The sequence below is a fragment of the Sulfurimonas sp. SWIR-19 genome (assembly GCF_020410885.1).
GTDB classification, from domain to species: domain Bacteria; phylum Campylobacterota; class Campylobacteria; order Campylobacterales; family Sulfurimonadaceae; genus Sulfurimonas; species Sulfurimonas sediminis.
In genome coordinates this window covers 715862-733458 of the sequence record NZ_CP084578.1, presented here as the reverse complement: position 1 = coordinate 733458, position 17597 = coordinate 715862, and the positions used below count along the sequence as shown (strand labels likewise).

Here is a 17597-nt window from a genome sequence, read left to right as displayed (position 1 = left end):
TATGAGAATATTAATCATTTTACCAAACTGGCTGGGTGATGCCATTATGGCAACCCCGGCCATAGAACTTCTGACTTTAAAATATCCCAATGCGCAGTTTACCTTTGTCGGCAGTTATGTCAGCATAGAAGCGCTCAAACACCATCCTTTATGTGAACGTGCCATTGTTGATGAGACAAAAAAAGCCCCTTCACGTTTTATGGCAACCTACAAACTGGCAAAAGAGTTGGGAACTTTTCATCTGGCAGTCAGCTTTCGGAATCAAATCCATTCTACACTGTTACTGCGATTTACAAACACCGTCATTTGCTGTGCAAGGGCTTCATGGCATTCAAGACTGCTTCTTTCACATACGCCAAAGATCAGAACAAACCAACATTTAGTAGAGCAATACACACAGATTGCCATGGTCAATGTAGATGATTTTACCCAGGAAATTCCACCGCTCAAGCTTTACATAAAGCCAAAAAGTTTTGAAAAACCGACACTTGGCATCAATGCCGGCGCAACTTATGGCAGTGCAAAAAGATGGTATCCTGAACGTTTTGCCGAAGTTGCGACTTATTTTAGCAAACAGTATGACATCATAATATTCGGCGGGCCCAATGAAGTGCAAATGGCACAAGAGATAGAAGATAATCTCAAAGCTTTACATGTAAACAACTATACAAATTTAGCCGGAAAAACAAATATAAAGGAGTTGTGTGCCAATATCGGCGGCTGTTCTCTTTTTATAACCAATGACAGCGGACCTATGCATGTGGCTGCTGCCTACGGAGTGCCGACCGTTGCTATTTTTGGACCGACAAAATACAAAGAGACTTCACAGTGGAAAAATGAAAAAAGTATAATAGTAAGGCATGAACTTGAATGCAGCCCCTGTATGAAGAGGGAATGCCCGCTGAAACATCATGACTGTATGAAAGGGATTACAGCCTCTGAAGTGATAGAGGCTGTAAAAAAGTTAGAAATTTAAAATTCAAATTTAAAGCCAATATATCCTGATGCATTGTATGTGAAATTTCCTCTGAAGTCATCATAATCAGTTCTGATGTGTCGGTACCCAAGTACAACATGACCGTGATCGATAACCTCGGCATCACATTCCACTCTGTATTCAAAATATTTATTTGCTTTGTCAAAGCTTAAAACTTTTGGTGCATAATAAACATCTGCATGTAAGGCCATAGGGACGACTGTTACCGAAGGTAAAGCATACTCAAGTGCAATTCCCAAAGGTAGAGTTCTATAATCCTTTGTATAGTTTGCTTTAACACCCAAACCAACAGACAAATCGCTCTCGCCCACTGCTTTTTTCATTAAAAAACTAACTTCATACAGTGCTTCATTGTTTATACGATTTGCATTATCGGCATCTAAAAATCGAACGCCCACAAACATCGTTTCCGGTTCAACATTCTCATTAAACTGTCCAACATCCAGATTTGCATTTAACTCTAAATCTTCATTGTTTATATTGATACTGGCACTGTTCATTGCAAATGCAGCCACAGCCGAAGCTGCCATTAAAGTGATTTTTTTTAACATGTTTTTCCTTGTATTTTTTCTATGGTTTTTGTTGTACTTTTGCCATCGACAAAATCAACCAATCGTAACTCGCCAGCAAATTCCGTACCTATAACCTCTTTTCCTGCATAATCTCCGCCTTTTACAAGCACATCCGGCTCTATCATTTTTATCAATTCATAAGGTGTATCTGCTTCAAAAGGCACGACAAAATCGACCGCTTCAAGTGCAGCCAACAAATAGGCTCTGTCCTCTGCAGAATTTACAGGACGGCTCGGGCCTTTGAGACGAGAAACAGAAGCATCGGAATTCAAGCCGACAATCAGCACATCTCCGAAGCTTTTAGCAATTTGCAAATACTTTACATGCCCTACATGTAAGATATCAAAACAGCCGTTTGTAAAGACTATTTTTTTACCGTTTTTCTTATATCTTTGCACAATTTTTGCAATCTCTTCAAAACTTTTTATGTGGGCATCTGAGGTACTTTTATGTAAAGAAGCTTCATAATCTTCTATCTCATCAATGGTTACTGTAGCCGAGCCTATTTTACCAACCACGACACCTGCCGCCAAGTTTGCAAATGCCGCTGTCTCTTCAAGACTTTTGCCGACACTCAGAGCAAACGCGATAGAAGCTATCACCGTATCACCCGCACCTGTTACATCAAATACTTCTTTGGCAACGGTAGGAAAGATTTTTACTTCCTCTTCATATGTTGCTATTCCCTCTTCTGAAAGTGTTATCAAAGAGACATCCAAATCACACTCGTTTTTAAGTTGTAGCAGTGCTTTTTTTAAAGACTCTTTGTCTTTTATATCAATGCCTGTTGCCAAAACCGCTTCTTTTTTGTTGGGCGTCAGCAGATAAGCTCCACGATACTTTGAAAAATCTTTTCCTTTTGGGTCAACCAATACTTTAATGTCATGTTTTTTCGCCAATGCAATAATTCCCTGTGAAAGTTCCTGTGTCAACACGCCTTTGCCATAGTCCGACAAAATCACAGCATCATAGGTATCAATACTCTTTGCAAGGGAATCTAAAATCTTTTGTGCACTTTTTTGAAGTATGTCATTTTTACTCTCTTTGTCATATCGTAAAATCTGTTGGGAAACAGCAATTACACGACTCTTTTTTGATGTTTTTCTGTTCTTCTCTATAATTAAATTTTGTGTATTGACATCAATAGCATGCAACATTTTCACAAGTTCTTTGCCATTGTCATCATCACCCATCACACTGCTGACACTGACATTCGTACCCAAAGCTTTTAGGTTGTTGACCACATTGCCGGCACCGCCTAAAACTGTCGTTTCTTTATTGATATCCACAACCTGCACAGGAGCCTCAGGAGAAATCCGCTCACAACTCCCCCAAAGGTAGTGATCAATCATCAAATCACCCACAACCAAAATGTTTGGTTTTGCCTCTTTAAACACCTGCATCTATTTTACTTCTGTCTCATAAATACGCTTGATTTCTGGAACATACGCTTTTATACCCTCTTCCATCTCATAAGCCGGCGCATAACCCAAAGCCTCTTTTGTTGTTGCTATATCGGCTTCTGTGTGAAACTGATATGAACCGATAAACGGGTTTGGAATATATTCGCATTCCAAAGAGGTACCTAACTCTTTTTGCAAAATATCCACAATATCCTGAAAACTTCTCGCCTTTCCTGTTCCGACATTGTATATCCCACTTGTATTTGGCGCCATTGCTTTAATATTAGCCTGTATAATGTCTTCTATATAGATAAAATCACGAAGAATCTTATCACTCCCTTCAAAAAGTCGAGGATTTTTTCCTGCAAGTATCTGATGTCCAAACTGTAAAACCATTGATGCCGTCGTATTTTTAAAATACTCTCGGGCACCATACACATTAAAATAACGAAGCCCGACTATATTGATGTCACACTCTTTCATATATTCCCGGCTTAAATGATCCATAGAGAGTTTTGAAAAACCATAGACATTGTTGGGTGCTTCTCTTCCAACTCTCTGAGGAGACTCTGCATTGCCGTATGTTGCCGCAGAAGAGGCATAAATCATATTTGCATTATGTGCCACAGCCAGGTCAAGCAAATCTTTATAGGCATTGACATTTGTTTTTATCATCAAATCCTGTTCTTGCGCCGTAGTATCAGAGATGGCCGCTTCATGGAAGATGTAATCAAAATCATAATTTACTTCCAAATCAAGCAATAAATCTTTATCATTAATATCACCGCTGATAATTTCACCACTAAAGCCTATGAGATTTTTAAAATGCCCAAAACTTTTTAAATTCCCGTTACTGAGTGTTTCTCCGCTTCTAAAGCTGTCAAGTACCACAACTTTCGCATCCGGATGGTTTTCTTGAAAATAAAATGCTAAATTTGAACCGATAAATCCCGCACCGCCTGTAATAAGTATTGTTTTGTCTTTTAAGTCATCTTCTATGTATCGCATCTTCCCATCCGTAATCAATAAATTTTAATAAAATGATACCTTTTAATTCATTAACAAGTATTTAAGACTATACCTATTATAATATTAACTGAATTCGAAATTAAGGAAAAAAAATGAAAAAAATCGTAATTGCTTCAATCGCTACATTAGCATTAGTTACAGCTGCATCTGCTGCAGTAAACGGGAAAGCTTGTGCTGCATGTCATGGTGCTAACTGGGAGAAAAAAGCTATGGGAAAATCTAAAATTGTTAAAGATTTGACTCACGCTGAAATCGCTGAGGCTCTTAAAGGGTATAAAGCTGGAACTTTCGGTGGACCAATGAAAGGTATTATGAAAGGGCAGGTTGCTCGTTATTCTGATGCTGAGTTAGAGGCTTTTGCTCAAACTATCGGTAAATAGTATTTTTTGAGTTACCTTATTCAGGTAACTCATTCTTGCCATCATTCAGGTCTGTAATCTTTCTTTCTAAGACTCTCTTTCTTTTTGTCTTTTAACTCTTTTACTCTTTGCTCTTTTTCATAAGCATCATTTAAATCATCAGTTGAGTCAAACTTTACCGCATTTAAAAAATGCTCCGAATCATCAAACTGCCCTTTCTTTATCGCCCATATCAAAGCCACAACAGCTATACTTCCTAAAAAAATAGACACTCCAAGCATCATACCGATTACCCAACTGCTCATACTCTAATCCTTATATCCAAATTTGATTCGCATAGAATTTCCTACAACAATCAACGAACTGATACTCATTGAAATTGCGGCAATAAGAGGAATAATATATCCTGCCATTGCCAACGGAATTGTAATACCGTTATAAATAAATGAAAGTGCAAGATTCTCTTTTATCATTGTAAATGTTTTTTTAGAAATTTTAAAACTGTCATAAAGTGAACTGAATGTATCATTTAAAAGCACTACATCACTCACCTCTATTGCAATATCACTCCCGTTGCCCATTGCTATTGCAATATCTGAACCTGCCAATGCCAAAATATCATTCACCCCGTCCCCTGCCATAACAGTTACTTTGCCGTCTTCATGTAACTTTTCTATAAATACGGCTTTGTCCTGAGGTGTCAGTTCATATTTGTACTGTTCAATTCCAACGAGTTGTGCTACTTTTTTGGCACTCTCTTCATGATCTCCTGTGAGCATAATTATTTCTATACCCATTTTTTTAATTTTGGCTATGGCCTCTTTTGCATCCTCACGCGGTATGTCAAAAAGTTCATATTTAGCCAGAAGTTCTCCGCCGTACGCAAAATAAAATTCACTGTTTTGACTTGAACTGCAGACATCAATGCCTATGGTTTGCATGAGTTTGGCGTTCCCTCCTGCAAGCATTTTACCGTCATACATCGCGCTCAAACCCTGAGAAGGTATATTTTGAAAGCTTTCCAGCTCCAAAGGATCCAAATCCTCATCGAAAATATATTTTTCTACACCTTTGGCAACAGGGTGTTTTGAATTGAGCAATAACGAATAAAGCATAGATTTATGAAACGGCAGAAATATTTCCTCTTTGACAATCTCAGGTCGACCTTTTGTAATCGTTCCTGTTTTATCAAGTAGTAATACATCTGCCTTTGCCATTGTCTCAAGCTGGGCAGCTTCTTTAAAAAGAATTCCTCTTTTTGAAGCGATAGAAAGACCCACCAGTGTTGCAACAGGTGTTGCCAGAGCAAGCGCACAAGGGCAGGCAATCACAATAACCGCTATACTAATCATAAAGGACTGCTCGAAATTCGATGAATAAAGATACCAGCCAATAAAAGTCATAAAAGAGAGTGCCAGTATCACTTCGGAAAAATATTCACTCAGCCTGTTTGCCAACTGCTGGATTTTTGGCTTGTTGTTCATCGCATTTTCCAGCAAGGCTACAATATTACTCATCGTGGAGTGTGCAAAATCTTTGCTTACTTTATATTTTACGTCGGCATCAATACTTACCGTTCCACTGATGATATTCTCTCCTGCAGTTTTAAAAACAGGCTCGCTCTCACCGGTCAGGCTTGATTCATCAAAATTTCCGCTTCCTTCTTGTATCTCACCGTCAAGAGCAACACGTTCTCCTGAATTTACCAAAACAATTTCACCTACAGTAACATCATTGACATTTTTTGTAATAATCTTTTTATCCGCAACAACTTTGACATCATTTGGCAGGTGATGATTCATAATATCCAAAGTATCGGCAATACTTTTTTTGCTTAAAACCTCTAAAAATTTTCCAACAAGCACAAAAGTTATAATCATCGTAACCGAATCAAAATAGGCCTCACCACTGCGTGTAATGGTAATATAAATAGAATATATGTAGGTTAAAATTGCACCTGTGGCGACAAGGGTGTCCATATTTACCGTTTTTGTCTTCATCCCGTAATACATTCCGCGAATGAAAGGCCATCCACTGTAAAAAAGTACCGGAGTAGCTAAAACCCACTCTCCGATATTGAGTATATGTTTAATATTTTCAGAAATGCCACTAAAATAGCCGGCATACTGCGCAACCATAATAGTCATCATATTCATAGTTGTAAAAACAGCAACCGCCATCCTTGTATAGTACTCTTTACGCTCCTTGTCTGCTTTTTGTTCTTGCAGTGAAGCATCATAAGGGTATGCATCATATCCGATGGCACGAATCATATCTATAATTTTAGAGAGTTTTACCGTATCATCATCCCAAACAATCTTTGCTTTATTGTTTGTGTAGTTGATATTAGTAGCAATAACACCTTCCATATTTGTCAAAGCTTTTTCATTCAGCCAAACACAAGCAGCACAATGAATGCCTTCTATGACTAAAGACACCTCACTAAAACCATCTTTGTTTAATGTTACAAATCTCTCATAAAATGCCGGCGTATCAAAATTTAAAGAGTCTTCGTACTGCTGTGAAGGCGGTGCAAGTTTATTATTGCCCAGCTTATCATAAAAACCGTCCAATCCTTCATCTGAAAGTAAATGAAATACACCCTGACATCCGTTACAGCAAAAATAATGTTCACCCTCTTGTATCATAACATCTTTTGAAAATTCTAAATGACAGTGATCACAGGCTATTTTATCTGACAACTTCAAACTTCCCTGTATTTCTATTTTTTTGAATATTTTTCCAAGGTTCGACTAGACCGCTCATGCATATATAAACACCATTTTTTTCTACCGCTTTGGCATATCCGATAGCCATACCAAGATTCAATGATGCTTCTATATTATCAATTTCAAACGGTTTCATAGCGCCCGTAATAATAATTTTTCTATCATCAAACACTTCATCCAAAAACTCTGCACTGAGTTCCATAGTATCGGTGCCATGCACTATCACAAAAGTATCTTCAGTTGACTCCCGTATAATATCAGCGAGCATACGTCTATCATTACTGTCCATCTCCAGACTGTCTTTGTAAACAACTCCTGCAAGACTATACATTTCCTGAGCACTGAATAAAATTCTTTCAATAGCTGCATTGTCATAAGGAACCTCAAGTTCTCCGCTTATTTCATTATATCGTTTGTTAAATGTACCACCACTGTTAAGTATCAGCATTTTATTTCCATATTTCATCAAGTTTAGTGACTGTTTTTGTTGCTTTAGAACTTCTGATCTGATTCATTTCATCAAATAAATATGTTTCAGAAATACCGGCATTTACAGCGGCTTCAATATCCCGCTGTTTATCGCCAATCATTAAAGAATGTATTAAATCCAAATTAAATTTTTTTTGTGCTTCCAAAATCATTCCCGGTTCAGGTTTTCTGCAACTGCATTTTATATTAATATCCGGATGATGCGGACAATGATAGACTTTTGTAATATTAATATTTCTTTTTTTAAACTCTTGTATCATCCAGTCTGTAAGCACTTGAAAATCTTCTTCTGTATAATACCCTCTCGCTATACCAGACTGGTTTGTTACAATAATAATCAGATAGCCTAAATTCTGATAATATTTGCACAAATCAAATATACCATCAATAAATTCAAAATCCTCTCTCTTATAGAGATACTCTTTTTCAACATTGATAACACCGTCTCTATCTAAAAAAAGTGCTTTTTTCATCCCTTATCTGCCAACACCCTCACCAAATATCTCTTTCTCAATGATGTCACAGAGAATATGCCCTATCAATATATGAGATTCCTGAATTCTAGGTGTTGCGCTTGAAGGAACAATAAGTGCAATATCAGCCATTTTTGCCATTTTTCCACCATCACGACCAGTCAGAGCAACTGTCATAATCTTTTTCTTCTTTGCAGATTCAAATGCCTTAATAATATTGGCTGAATTTCCCGAGGTTGAAATACCGATAAAGATATCCCCCTCCTGTCCCATCCCTTCAAGTTGACGGGAAAAGACCTGATCGTATCCATAATCATTGCCTATGGCAGTAAGATTTGATGTATCCGTAGTAAGTGCCAATGAAGGAATAGAAGGTCTGTCAAAGCCATATCTTCCCACAAGTTCAGCAGCGATATGCTGTGCATCCGCAGCACTGCCTCCGTTTCCTGCAAGAATTGTTTTTTTATCTGTATTACGGTATAAAGCAACACATTTTTGTGCTACTTCTTCTATTTTATTTAATAAATCTTCATTCTCATAAATAGCCTGTTTTGTTTCATATGATTTTTTAATTTGATCTTTTATATATTTTTTCATATATCATCCTAAAATTATATATAAAATAATATCATAGAATTACTTAGTAAAAGGTAGATTTTATAAAAAAGTGAGTTGTTTGATTAAAAAGTTGATAGTTTTTGAAGTAAAAATCTGATCAACTAGGCAGCGACCTACATTCCCACAAGTGAAACCTGCAGTATTATCAGCGATGAGAGGCTTAGCTTCTGGGTTCGGAATGGAGCCAGGCGTTTCCCTCTCTCTATAGCCACCTAGACAAGATCAGATATAAGGACATTCTAAGATGTACTTATATCTGATCTCATAAGGATCAGTTGAGTGAGTAATGAATAAAATTCATTAAGTTAAAATTGTTAAAGTCAACACTAGCCGGCACTAAAGTACCGGTTCCAAGTATAGAAAAATACTAAGGAACCCAGACTTCAGTCTGGGCTAAACTAAATAACTTCTGCGGCTAAACCGCGACACCACCGTGCTTAAAAGCTAAGTGTGGTGCCTAACAAATCTTTCTCTTATCAGTATCTATACACTAAATAAGGTAGTGAAGCAATTGTGTTCATTTAAGAACTTGTAAAAAGACAAACGTACTATTAGTACTGGTCAGCTAAACACATTGCTGTGCGTACACATCCAGCCTATCAAGCTTGTAGTCTTCAAGCGTACTTCAGGGAACGTTCATCTTGGAGTTGGCTTCCCGCTTAGATGCTTTCAGCGGTTATCTCATCCGTGCGTAGCTACCCAGCTATGCCCTTGGCAGGACAACTGGTGCACCAGTGGCACGTCCAACCCGGTCCTCTCGTACTAGGGTCAGCTCTCCTCAACGTTCCTACGCCCACGGAAGATAGGGACCGAACTGTCTCACGACGTTCTGAACCCAGCTCGCGTACCGCTTTAAATGGCGAACAGCCATACCCTTGGGACCTGCTCCAGCCCCAGGATGCGATGAGCCGACATCGAGGTGCCAAACCTCCCCGTCGATGTGAGCTCTTGGGGGAGATCAGCCTGTTATCCCCGGCGTACCTTTTATCCTTTGAGCGATGGCCCTTCCACACAGAACCACCGGATCACTATGACCGTCTTTCGACTCTGCTCGACTTGTATGTCTCACAGTCAGTCCGGCTTATGCCATTATACTCTACGAAGGATTTCCAACCCTTCTGAGCCGAACTTTGTAAGCCTCCGTTACTTTTTAGGAGGCGACCGCCCCAGTCAAACTACCCACCAGACATTGTCCTCGCACGGGATAACCGTACGGAGTTAGCTATCAGAATATTCAAGGGTGGTATCTCAAGGTTGCCTCCCCTGGAACTGGCGTCCCAGGTTCAACGGCTCCCACCTATCCTGCACATGAATATCCCAATAGCAGTGTCAAGCTATAGTAAAGGTGCACGGGGTCTTTCCGTCTTTCCGCGGGTAGGAGGAATTTTCACCTCCACTACAATTTCACTGGATCCCTTGTTGAGACAGCTCCCATCTCGTTACGCCATTCATGCAGGTCGGTATTTAACCGACAAGGAATTTCGCTACCTTAGGACCGTTATAGTTACGGCCGCCGTTTACTCGGGCTTCAATTCATGCCTTCGCTTGCGCTAAGCAATCCTTTTAACCTTCGAGCACCGGGCAGGCGTCACACCCTATACATCCACTTACGTGTTAGCAGAGTGCTGTGTTTTTGGTAAACAGTCGGGAGGGACTCTTTGCTGCGACCTATAAGTGCTTTGAGAAGCAAGTTCTCTAACACTACAGGCACACCTTATACCGAAGATACGGTGCTAGTTTGCAGAGTTCCTTAACAAGGGTTCATCCACGCGCCTTAGAATACTCATCTCACCCACCTGTGTCGGTTTACGGTACGGGCAACATTACATCTCGTTTAGAGGCTTTTCTCGGCACGACAGTATCAAGGGTTCTGGTCGCTCTCCGAAAAGATTGACCAGCCTGTCAGATCTCGGTCGAATGACGTGCGGATTTGCCTACACGTCGACCTACGTCCTTCGAGCCACTATTCCATCAGTGACCCCCTTTAACTCTATGCGTCCCCCCATCACTCAAACGATGTAATGTCGGTATCGGAATATTAACCGATTTGCCATCGTCTACCCCTTTCGGACTCGACTTAGGTCCCGACTAACCCTACGATGACGAGCATCGCGTAGGAAACCTTGGGTTTACGGCGAAGAAGATTCTCACTTCTTTTCTCGCTACTCATGCCTGCATGCTCACTTCCATCCGCTCCAGTACTCCTTACCGGTATACCTTCAGCGCTGAATGGAACGCTCTCCTACCACTTACAGTAAACTGTAAATCTAAAGCTTCGGTGTTTATCTTAGCCCCGTTATATTTTCGGCGCAGAATCGCTAGACCAGTGAGCTGTTACGCTTTCTTTAAAGGATGGCTGCTTCTAAGCCAACCTCCTGGTTGTCACAGCAACTCCACATCCTTTTCCACTTAGATAAAACTTTGGGACCTTAGCTGTTAGTCTGGGTTGTTCCCCTCTCGACATAGGATTTTATCACCCTACGCCCTGACTCCCGAGGTTACACGTATAGTATTCGGAGTTTGATAGGGTTTGGTACCGCGGTAAGCAGCCCTAGCCCTGTCAGTGCTCTACCCCTATACGCTAATGCTCGAGGCTATACCTAAATATATTTCGGAGAGAACCAGCTATCACTGAGTTTGATTGGCCTTTCACCCCTATCCACAAGTCATCCCAAGAATTTTCAACTTCTACGGGTTCGGTCCTCCACTGGCTCTTACACCAGCTTCAACCTGCTCATGGATAGATCACTCAGTTTCGGGTCTGCAGCATCTGACTATGTCGCCCTATTAAGACTCGCTTTCGCTACGGCTTCTCGTTCGATTAACCTTGCCAGATACCACAACTCGCAGGCTCATTATGCAAAAGGCAGTCCGTCACACTTATTTAATAGTGCTCCGAATGATTGTAAGCCATAGGTTTCAGGTTCTATTTCACTCCGCTCACCGCGGTCCTTTTCACCTTTCCCTCACGGTACTTGTTCGCTATCGGTCTAGTAGTAGTATTTAGGGTTGGAGGGTGGTCCCCCCATATTCAGTCAAGATAACACGTGTCCCGACCTACTCGTTCCATACCTTAGTTCCACACAAATGTTTTCGCTTACGGGAGTATCACCCTCTATGCTCATCCTTTCCAGAATGTTCTGCTAACAAATGTGCTAAATGTATGCGCCCTATTCCAATTTCGCTCGCCGCTACTCTCGGAATCTCGTTTGATTTCTCTTCCTCTAGGTACTGAGATGTTTCACTTCCCTAGGTTCGCCCCACCCGAAAGTGGTAACGTGATTCGCACCACGTTGGGTCGCCCCATTCAGAAATTCCCGGATCAAAGCTTCTTGGCAGCTCCCCGAGACTTTTCGCAGCCTAGTACGTCTTTCATCGCCTCTACTAGCCAAGGCATCCACCTATGGCCCTTAATATCTTTTTATTCTATGTTGCGTTCACTACCTTATTTAATGTACTAATACACTAGACAAGATGAATGATCTGTTATTGTAGTTATTTAGTTTATAATAAATCTCTTTATTATAGTTGTTGACTTTAACAATTGTAATTTAATGAACAAGACTAATATAAATAAAAGTCTAATTTAAATCCTAAACTCTTAGAACTTAAATTAAATTTTTACTTTTTAGTATGGTGGGCCTAGGAGGACTTGAACCTCCGACCTCACCCTTATCAGGGGTGCACTCTAACCAGCTGAGCTATAGGCCCGGATAAGTAATATAATATATAGATCACTGAAAACTAAGCAAGTAAGAGAGAAAAACTAATAAACTATCTCTGTGAGATTTTCTTTGTATGTCAATTCAAACGAATGATTGACTTTACTCTAGAAAGGAGGTGATCCAACCGCAGGTTCTCCTACGGTTACCTTGTTACGACTTCACCCCAGTCGCTAATTCCACCGTAAGCGGTAGCGCCCCGAAGGTTCGCTTCCCGATTTCGGGTGAAATCAACTCCCATGGTGTGACGGGCGGTGAGTACAAGACCCGGGAACGTATTCACCGTAGCATTGCTGATCTACGATTACTAGTGATTCCAGCTTCATGGAGTCGAGTTGCAGACTCCAATCCGAACTGAGAGACGCTTTAAGTGATTAGCTCCACCTCGCGGTATCGCAACACTCTGTACGCCCCATTGTAGCACGTGTGTAGCCCTAGCCATAAGGGCCATGATGACTTGACGTCGTCCTCACCTTCCTCCTCCTTACGAAGGCAGTCTCCTTAGAGTGCTCAGCTTAACCTGCTAGCAACTAAGGACGAGGGTTGCGCTCGTTGCGGGACTTAACCCAACATCTCACGACACGAGCTGACGACAGCCGTGCAGCACCTGTTTTCGAGCTCCCCGAAGGGCACCCCGCCATCTCTGGCAGGTTCTCTCAATGTCAAGGCTAGGTAAGGTTCTTCGCGTATCTTCGAATTAAACCACATGCTCCACCACTTGTGCGGGTCCCCGTCTATTCCTTTGAGTTTTAATCTTGCGACGTACTCCCAGGCGGTTCACTTAATCTGTTAAGTGCATCACCGCCTGATAGCGCGACGACTAGTGAACTCGTTTAGGGCGTGGACTACCAGGGTATCTAATCCTGTTTGCTCCCACGCTTTCACGCCTTAGCGTCAGTTATGTTCCAGGAGATCGCCTTCGCTTTCGGTATTCTAGTGATATCTACGGATTTTACCCTACACCACTAATTCCATCTCCCCTCCCATACTCTAGGTCGGCAGTTTCAAATGCAGTTCTACAGTTAAGCTGTAGGATTTCACATCTGACTTGCCAACCGCCTACGCGTCCTTTACGCCCAGTGATTCGAATAACGCTTGCACCCTCCGTATTACCGCGGCTGCTGGCACGGAGTTAGCCGGTGCTTATTCATATGCTACCGTCATTTTTTGACTATAAAAGGAGTTTACACACCGAAATGCGTCATCTCCACGCGGCGTTTGCTGATCAGGGTTCCCCCCATTGTGCAATATTCCTCACTGCTGCCTCCCGTAGGAGTCTGGTCCGTGTCTCAGTACCAGTGTGGCGGATCATCCTCTCAAACCCGCTACCCGTCATTGCCTTGGTAGTCTCTTACACTACCAACAAGCTGATGGGATATAGACCGATCCCTTGGCGGAATCCATTTCCCGACTACTCTTATGAGCAGAAGGAGTATCCGGTATTAATCATCGTTTCCAATGGCTATCCCGGTCCAAGGGGCACATTATCTATATATTACTCACCCGTGCGCCACTCGTCAGCAGAGAAGCAAGCTTCTCTCTGTTACCGTTCGACTTGCATGTGTTAAGCACGCCGCCAGCGTTCATTCTGAGCCAGGATCAAACTCTCCATAATTGAAACGAGAAGGAACCAAGTTCCTTCTCTGCGTTAACACTGGGTTTCACTCAGCGTGAGGCTCAATGCACTGGTGCATTTTTGCTTTAGCTTTATGAAACCCACTATAACATTATAGAAAGATAAGTAAACTTATTACTGATCTTTTGCCCAAGATTATTAAATCATTGGCTTTGTTATTTTAAGTCTTAATAAAACTGCTTAAGGTCTTATTACTAGACTGTATAGTTATCTATTACTATTAAGGGAACCATTCAGGTAAACCTGTATGGATTTCAAAATAGAATAGACGGTTGTTGTTTATTAGTTATTTCTAAGTAATTTATCTCTTTAACTCTAAAGTTAAAAAGTCTCTTACTTGCTTAGTTTTCAATGATCTCAAACATATTCAGCGGCTTCAACTCGAAGTCTCTTTAGGCCTTTTAAACAAGGTCTCTCTGTTTGTGGATGGGAATTATAGGAGAGTCTTGCTTAGAAAGCGCTTAATGTTTGGCGGGTTTTTGAAAAAGTTTTTGAAGTTTTTTATTTGTTACTTTTTTTAGAGGTTTATTGGCAACTAGGATTCTATAATCCAGCCGCCGCCTATAAGTTTGTCATCATCATAAAATACAGCGGCCTGTCCGACTGCAACACCAAATACACTCTCTTCAAGTTTCAAATAGGCCACATCTTCTTCTATTTTTACATGGCACTTGACTGCTTTTGTTCTATAACGGAGTTTTACTGTTGTGTCAAACTCTTTTCTGTCATCAAACATATTTAGATTATTGAGTTTCACATCATAACATGCCAGATCTTCTTTTTTCCCGACAACTATTTGATTTTTTTTCGGATTGATACTCAATACAAAATGAGGCTCATGTGCACCATGTACCGTAAAACCTTTACGTTTTCCGATTGTATAATGCATATATCCCTTATGTTCACCGATAACATTGCCCTCTTGATCAAGAACCTCTCCCGGTTGATCAACTTCTACATAGTCTTTTAACAGATCAGTATATGTTGTTTCTACAAAACAGATTTCACTTGATTCCGCCTGCGATGAAAATGATTCCAATCCTTTTATGGATGCAGCTAATGCTTTTATATCTTTTTTATGTCTTTCACCTAATGGAAATTTTAATCTTGGTAGAATTTCTCTGTTAATATAAAAAAGAAAATAACTTTGATCTTTTGTATCATCATCTGCAGAGTATAAATACTTTCCGTCTGTTTTAATATAATGTCCGGTTGCCAAATACTCTGCACCGATTTCATCAGCAAATTTTATCATTTCACCAAATTTGAGGTTTCTGTTGCACAGGGCACACGGATTTGGAGTTTTTCCTTCAGCGTATGTGTCTATAAACGGCTGAAATACTTTTTTATTAAAAGTTTCTTGCAAATCCAGTACATGCAACTTAATACCAACAAAGTCAGCAGCTTTTTGTGCACGTGCCTGGTGAATTTCATGATATCCGGGTTTTGAATGAAGTTTCATGTACAACCCTTCCACTTCGTACCCCTGCTCTTTTAACAATAAAGAAGTAATTGTTGAATCAACCCCTCCACTCATTCCTACTAAAATTTTTTCTTTCATTATGTCCTCAAACTTTCTTGTTAACCTTTAAGCTGTGTTAATCTTTCTTTCTTTGTGCCTATCGTTGTTACCTGTATTCCAAAGTTACCATCTACAATAACTACTTCACCCTGTGCTATAACATGATTATCCACCAAAATATCCAACGGATCATTTGCCAATTGGTTTAATTCAATAACCGAGCCGATATCCATATTCAGTACATCTTTTAACAACATTCTTTTTTTTCCGATTCTTACCTTTACAGGAAGTTTTACATCCATAATAAGAGCAATATTTTTCATCTCTTCACTGCTCAAGGTAATATCTTCTTCACAGTTTGATGTGACATGTTCCGAAGTACCGGTACTGCTCGTATGATCATGTGCATCAACTGTTTCGTCTGAAGATTCTGATGGAAACAGCACATTTTTTAATTTTTCATCTATAATAAACATCAACAATGAATGCACAGATTCCAGGTTAAACTTATATACATACATTCTGCTGAAAGATTCGAGGCTGACTTCATCATTATCGCCGACCAACTCTATATTTTCAATACTGAAAGACAGAACAGGTAACTCTTTTTGAGCAGAAAGCGTATTTGCAATAGCACCAAAAATATTTGATACTATCTCTTTTGTAGCATCCATATCATCTTCGCTTACATCTTCTCTCTCACTGGCTTCTTCACCCATCATCATATCTGAAAGTGATGCTGCCAGATTTGGTGGTAATGCTACCATTGCCTCTGCATCCACATCTCCGCTTACCTTGATTTTCACCAAAACAATAGGCGGAACAATGTTGGAAATGATACTTAATTCCTGTTCTTCTTTTAACTCTAAAGTTGGAGCAGTTCCAATAAGTGCTTCAATAGTACCAACTGTTTCATCTTCAAATAGTTTTATAAAGTCACTCATTTTTTACTCCTCATATTTGTTTTCAAATTCCATTTCACCTTCATGAATTATATCTTTAACCCCGGAAATTTTTTCGTGTCTTTGTTTTTCTAAATTCTCAAGTGCACGCTTGACTGTATCTTTTTCTGTTTCAATAATCTCTGTAATACTGATTGATTTTCTGAACCTACGCAGTCCTATTTCACCGCGAAACCTCTCTTTTCCGTCTACTGCAACAGTCACAATGTCATCTGCAGCACTTGAGAGCCTGATTACATCACCGATTTTCAGTTCAAGTATATCATGCATAGTTAAATCTGCATCACCCAAATTTGCCTCTACATTTACTTTTGCCCCACCGAGAAGAACCTTCAGCTCCATATTTCTACTTTTTTTAGAACTTGTTTCGTTTAACATTAAATCACGACTTGCAAGTTTTGGCAAAACAGGTTCCAATGAGATAACAGGATAACATATATTCATCATACCAGAACTGTGGCCTATGATAATTTCCATCACCACCATAACAACAATTTCGTTTTGTGCAACAATTTGAACGACATTTGGAGAAGATTCTTTGGATTCTATTGTCGGATAAATTTCCATAACAGGAGCCCATGCCTCTTTTAATGTGCTCATCATAACACGAAGTATTGTTTCAAACAGGCTGAGTTCTATATCCGAAAATTCCCGACTTGCATCAAAAGGTTCTCCTTTTCCTCCAAGCAATCTGTCAAGCATAGGAAAAGCAATGGAGGGATTGATTTCTATAATGCCGCTTCCCTCAAGGGGTTTTACCGAAAACACATTAAAACTTGTAGGATTTGGCAAACTCATCAAAAATTCACCATAGGTCATTTGATCAACAGAGTGCAGCTGTATTTCAACAATAGAACGCATAATTGAAGATATCTGAGAAGCCAGACTTCTGGCCATTTTGTCATGAACACCGCGAAATGCACGAAGTTGTTCTTTTGAAACCCTGTTTGGACGTTTAAAATCATAGAGAGTTACCTGCCGTTGAGGCAAAAGAGCATCTTCATCACTCTCTAATACATTTTCACCTTCATCTTCAACAACATCCAAAAGTGCATCGATTTCTTCCTGTGATAGTATATCTGCCAT

General features: G+C 40.1%; 13 protein-coding genes, 1 tRNA gene and 3 rRNA genes. 2 read left to right on the top strand and 15 right to left on the bottom strand.

Translation table 11 applies throughout. The features are described from left to right. The first annotated feature begins 1 nt into the window (after window position 1). Window positions 2–976: a lipopolysaccharide heptosyltransferase II gene (gene waaF, locus LCX93_RS03845; protein ID WP_226068700.1), complete on the top strand. Its 975-nt coding sequence runs from the start codon at window positions 2–4 to the stop codon at window positions 974–976. On the opposite strand, the gene LCX93_RS03840 is transcribed toward waaF, so the two are convergent. Genes LCX93_RS03840 through rfaD form a run of 3 tightly spaced genes read right to left on the bottom strand, consistent with a single transcriptional unit; the run spans window position 973 to window position 3980 of the window. Further along, window positions 973–1548 (bottom strand): YfaZ family outer membrane protein, encoded by a 576-nt coding sequence (locus LCX93_RS03840; RefSeq protein WP_193151467.1) that lies wholly within the window; start codon window positions 1546–1548, stop codon window positions 973–975. The genes waaF and LCX93_RS03840 overlap by 4 nt on opposite strands. Beyond that, window positions 1542–2972 (bottom strand): D-glycero-beta-D-manno-heptose-7-phosphate kinase, encoded by a 1431-nt coding sequence (rfaE1, locus tag LCX93_RS03835; protein ID WP_226068698.1) that lies wholly within the window; start codon window positions 2970–2972, stop codon window positions 1542–1544. The genes LCX93_RS03840 and rfaE1 overlap by 7 nt, the downstream gene beginning before the upstream one ends. Beyond that, a complete protein-coding gene (rfaD, locus tag LCX93_RS03830) occupies window positions 2973–3980 on the bottom strand; it encodes an ADP-glyceromanno-heptose 6-epimerase (protein ID WP_226068696.1) in 1008 nt (335 codons plus the stop codon). It abuts the gene before it with no gap. Window positions 3981–4093: 113 nt separating this feature from the next. On the opposite strand from rfaD, the gene LCX93_RS03825 reads away from it, so the two are divergent. Then, window positions 4094–4381 carry a c-type cytochrome gene (locus LCX93_RS03825; protein WP_226068694.1) on the top strand — a complete coding sequence of 96 codons (288 nt, stop codon included), beginning with the start codon at window positions 4094–4096 and terminating at the stop codon, window positions 4379–4381. Between the two features lie 41 nt (window positions 4382–4422). Here LCX93_RS03825 and ccoS read toward each other — a convergent pair whose 3' ends face one another. The 12 genes from ccoS to fliM form a co-directional block, all read right to left on the bottom strand. Further along, a complete protein-coding gene (ccoS, locus tag LCX93_RS03820) occupies window positions 4423–4665 on the bottom strand; it encodes a cbb3-type cytochrome oxidase assembly protein CcoS (RefSeq protein WP_226068692.1) in 243 nt (80 codons plus the stop codon). 3 nt (window positions 4666–4668) lie between these two features. After that, the gene (locus LCX93_RS03815) at window positions 4669–7062 is read right to left on the bottom strand and encodes a heavy metal translocating P-type ATPase (protein WP_226068690.1); all 2394 of its coding nucleotides are present in this window, start codon (window positions 7060–7062) and stop codon (window positions 4669–4671) included. Beyond that, window positions 7052–7537, bottom strand: coding sequence for an asparaginase domain-containing protein (locus LCX93_RS03810; RefSeq protein WP_226068688.1), 486 nt, complete (start codon window positions 7535–7537; stop codon window positions 7052–7054). The genes LCX93_RS03815 and LCX93_RS03810 overlap by 11 nt, the downstream gene beginning before the upstream one ends. A gap of 1 nt (window position 7538) precedes the next feature. Then, complete coding sequence (gmhB, locus tag LCX93_RS03805) at window positions 7539–8051, bottom strand: D-glycero-beta-D-manno-heptose 1,7-bisphosphate 7-phosphatase (protein WP_226068686.1); 513 nt, start codon at window positions 8049–8051, stop codon at window positions 7539–7541. 3 nt (window positions 8052–8054) lie between these two features. Further along, window positions 8055–8648, bottom strand: coding sequence for a D-sedoheptulose 7-phosphate isomerase (gmhA, locus tag LCX93_RS03800; RefSeq protein ID WP_226068684.1), 594 nt, complete (start codon window positions 8646–8648; stop codon window positions 8055–8057). Between the two features lie 121 nt (window positions 8649–8769). Beyond that, a 5S ribosomal RNA gene (gene rrf, locus LCX93_RS03795) occupies window positions 8770–8885 on the bottom strand. 314 nt (window positions 8886–9199) lie between these two features. Continuing rightward, window positions 9200–12093, bottom strand: a 23S ribosomal RNA gene (locus LCX93_RS03790). A gap of 210 nt (window positions 12094–12303) precedes the next feature. Beyond that, window positions 12304–12380, bottom strand: a tRNA-Ile gene (locus LCX93_RS03785). A gap of 122 nt (window positions 12381–12502) precedes the next feature. After that, window positions 12503–14006, bottom strand: a 16S ribosomal RNA gene (locus tag LCX93_RS03780). Together the 16S, 23S and 5S rRNA genes with 1 tRNA gene alongside form the textbook arrangement of a ribosomal RNA operon. A gap of 556 nt (window positions 14007–14562) precedes the next feature. Further along, on the bottom strand, window positions 14563–15588 hold the full coding sequence (gene mnmA, locus LCX93_RS03775; protein WP_226068682.1) for a tRNA 2-thiouridine(34) synthase MnmA: 1026 nt from the start codon (window positions 15586–15588) through the stop codon (window positions 14563–14565). A 20-nt stretch (window positions 15589–15608) separates the two neighbouring features. Further along, window positions 15609–16493, bottom strand: a complete 885-nt coding sequence (gene fliY / locus LCX93_RS03770) for a flagellar motor switch protein FliY (RefSeq protein WP_226068680.1) — start codon at window positions 16491–16493, stop codon at window positions 15609–15611. 3 nt (window positions 16494–16496) lie between these two features. Continuing rightward, window positions 16497–17597, bottom strand: a complete 1101-nt coding sequence (gene fliM, locus LCX93_RS03765) for a flagellar motor switch protein FliM (RefSeq protein WP_193151456.1) — start codon at window positions 17595–17597, stop codon at window positions 16497–16499.

Coding starts and splice junctions, on each gene's coding strand:
- waaF (WP_226068700.1), top strand. CDS start 2: ATGAGAATATTAATCATTTTACCAAACTGGCTGGGTGATGCCATTATG.
- LCX93_RS03840 (WP_193151467.1), bottom strand. CDS start 1,548: ATGTTAAAAAAAATCACTTTAATGGCAGCTTCGGCTGTGGCTGCATTT.
- rfaE1 (WP_226068698.1), bottom strand. CDS start 2,972: ATGCAGGTGTTTAAAGAGGCAAAACCAAACATTTTGGTTGTGGGTGAT.
- rfaD (WP_226068696.1), bottom strand. CDS start 3,980: ATGCGATACATAGAAGATGACTTAAAAGACAAAACAATACTTATTACA.
- LCX93_RS03825 (WP_226068694.1), top strand. CDS start 4,094: ATGAAAAAAATCGTAATTGCTTCAATCGCTACATTAGCATTAGTTACA.
- ccoS (WP_226068692.1), bottom strand. CDS start 4,665: ATGAGCAGTTGGGTAATCGGTATGATGCTTGGAGTGTCTATTTTTTTA.
- LCX93_RS03810 (WP_226068688.1), bottom strand. CDS start 7,537: ATGCTGATACTTAACAGTGGTGGTACATTTAACAAACGATATAATGAA.
- gmhB (WP_226068686.1), bottom strand. CDS start 8,051: ATGAAAAAAGCACTTTTTTTAGATAGAGACGGTGTTATCAATGTTGAA.
- gmhA (WP_226068684.1), bottom strand. CDS start 8,648: ATGAAAAAATATATAAAAGATCAAATTAAAAAATCATATGAAACAAAA.
- mnmA (WP_226068682.1), bottom strand. CDS start 15,588: ATGAAAGAAAAAATTTTAGTAGGAATGAGTGGAGGGGTTGATTCAACA.
- fliY (WP_226068680.1), bottom strand. CDS start 16,493: ATGAGTGACTTTATAAAACTATTTGAAGATGAAACAGTTGGTACTATT.
- fliM (WP_193151456.1), bottom strand. CDS start 17,597: ATGGCAGATATACTATCACAGGAAGAAATCGATGCACTTTTGGATGTT.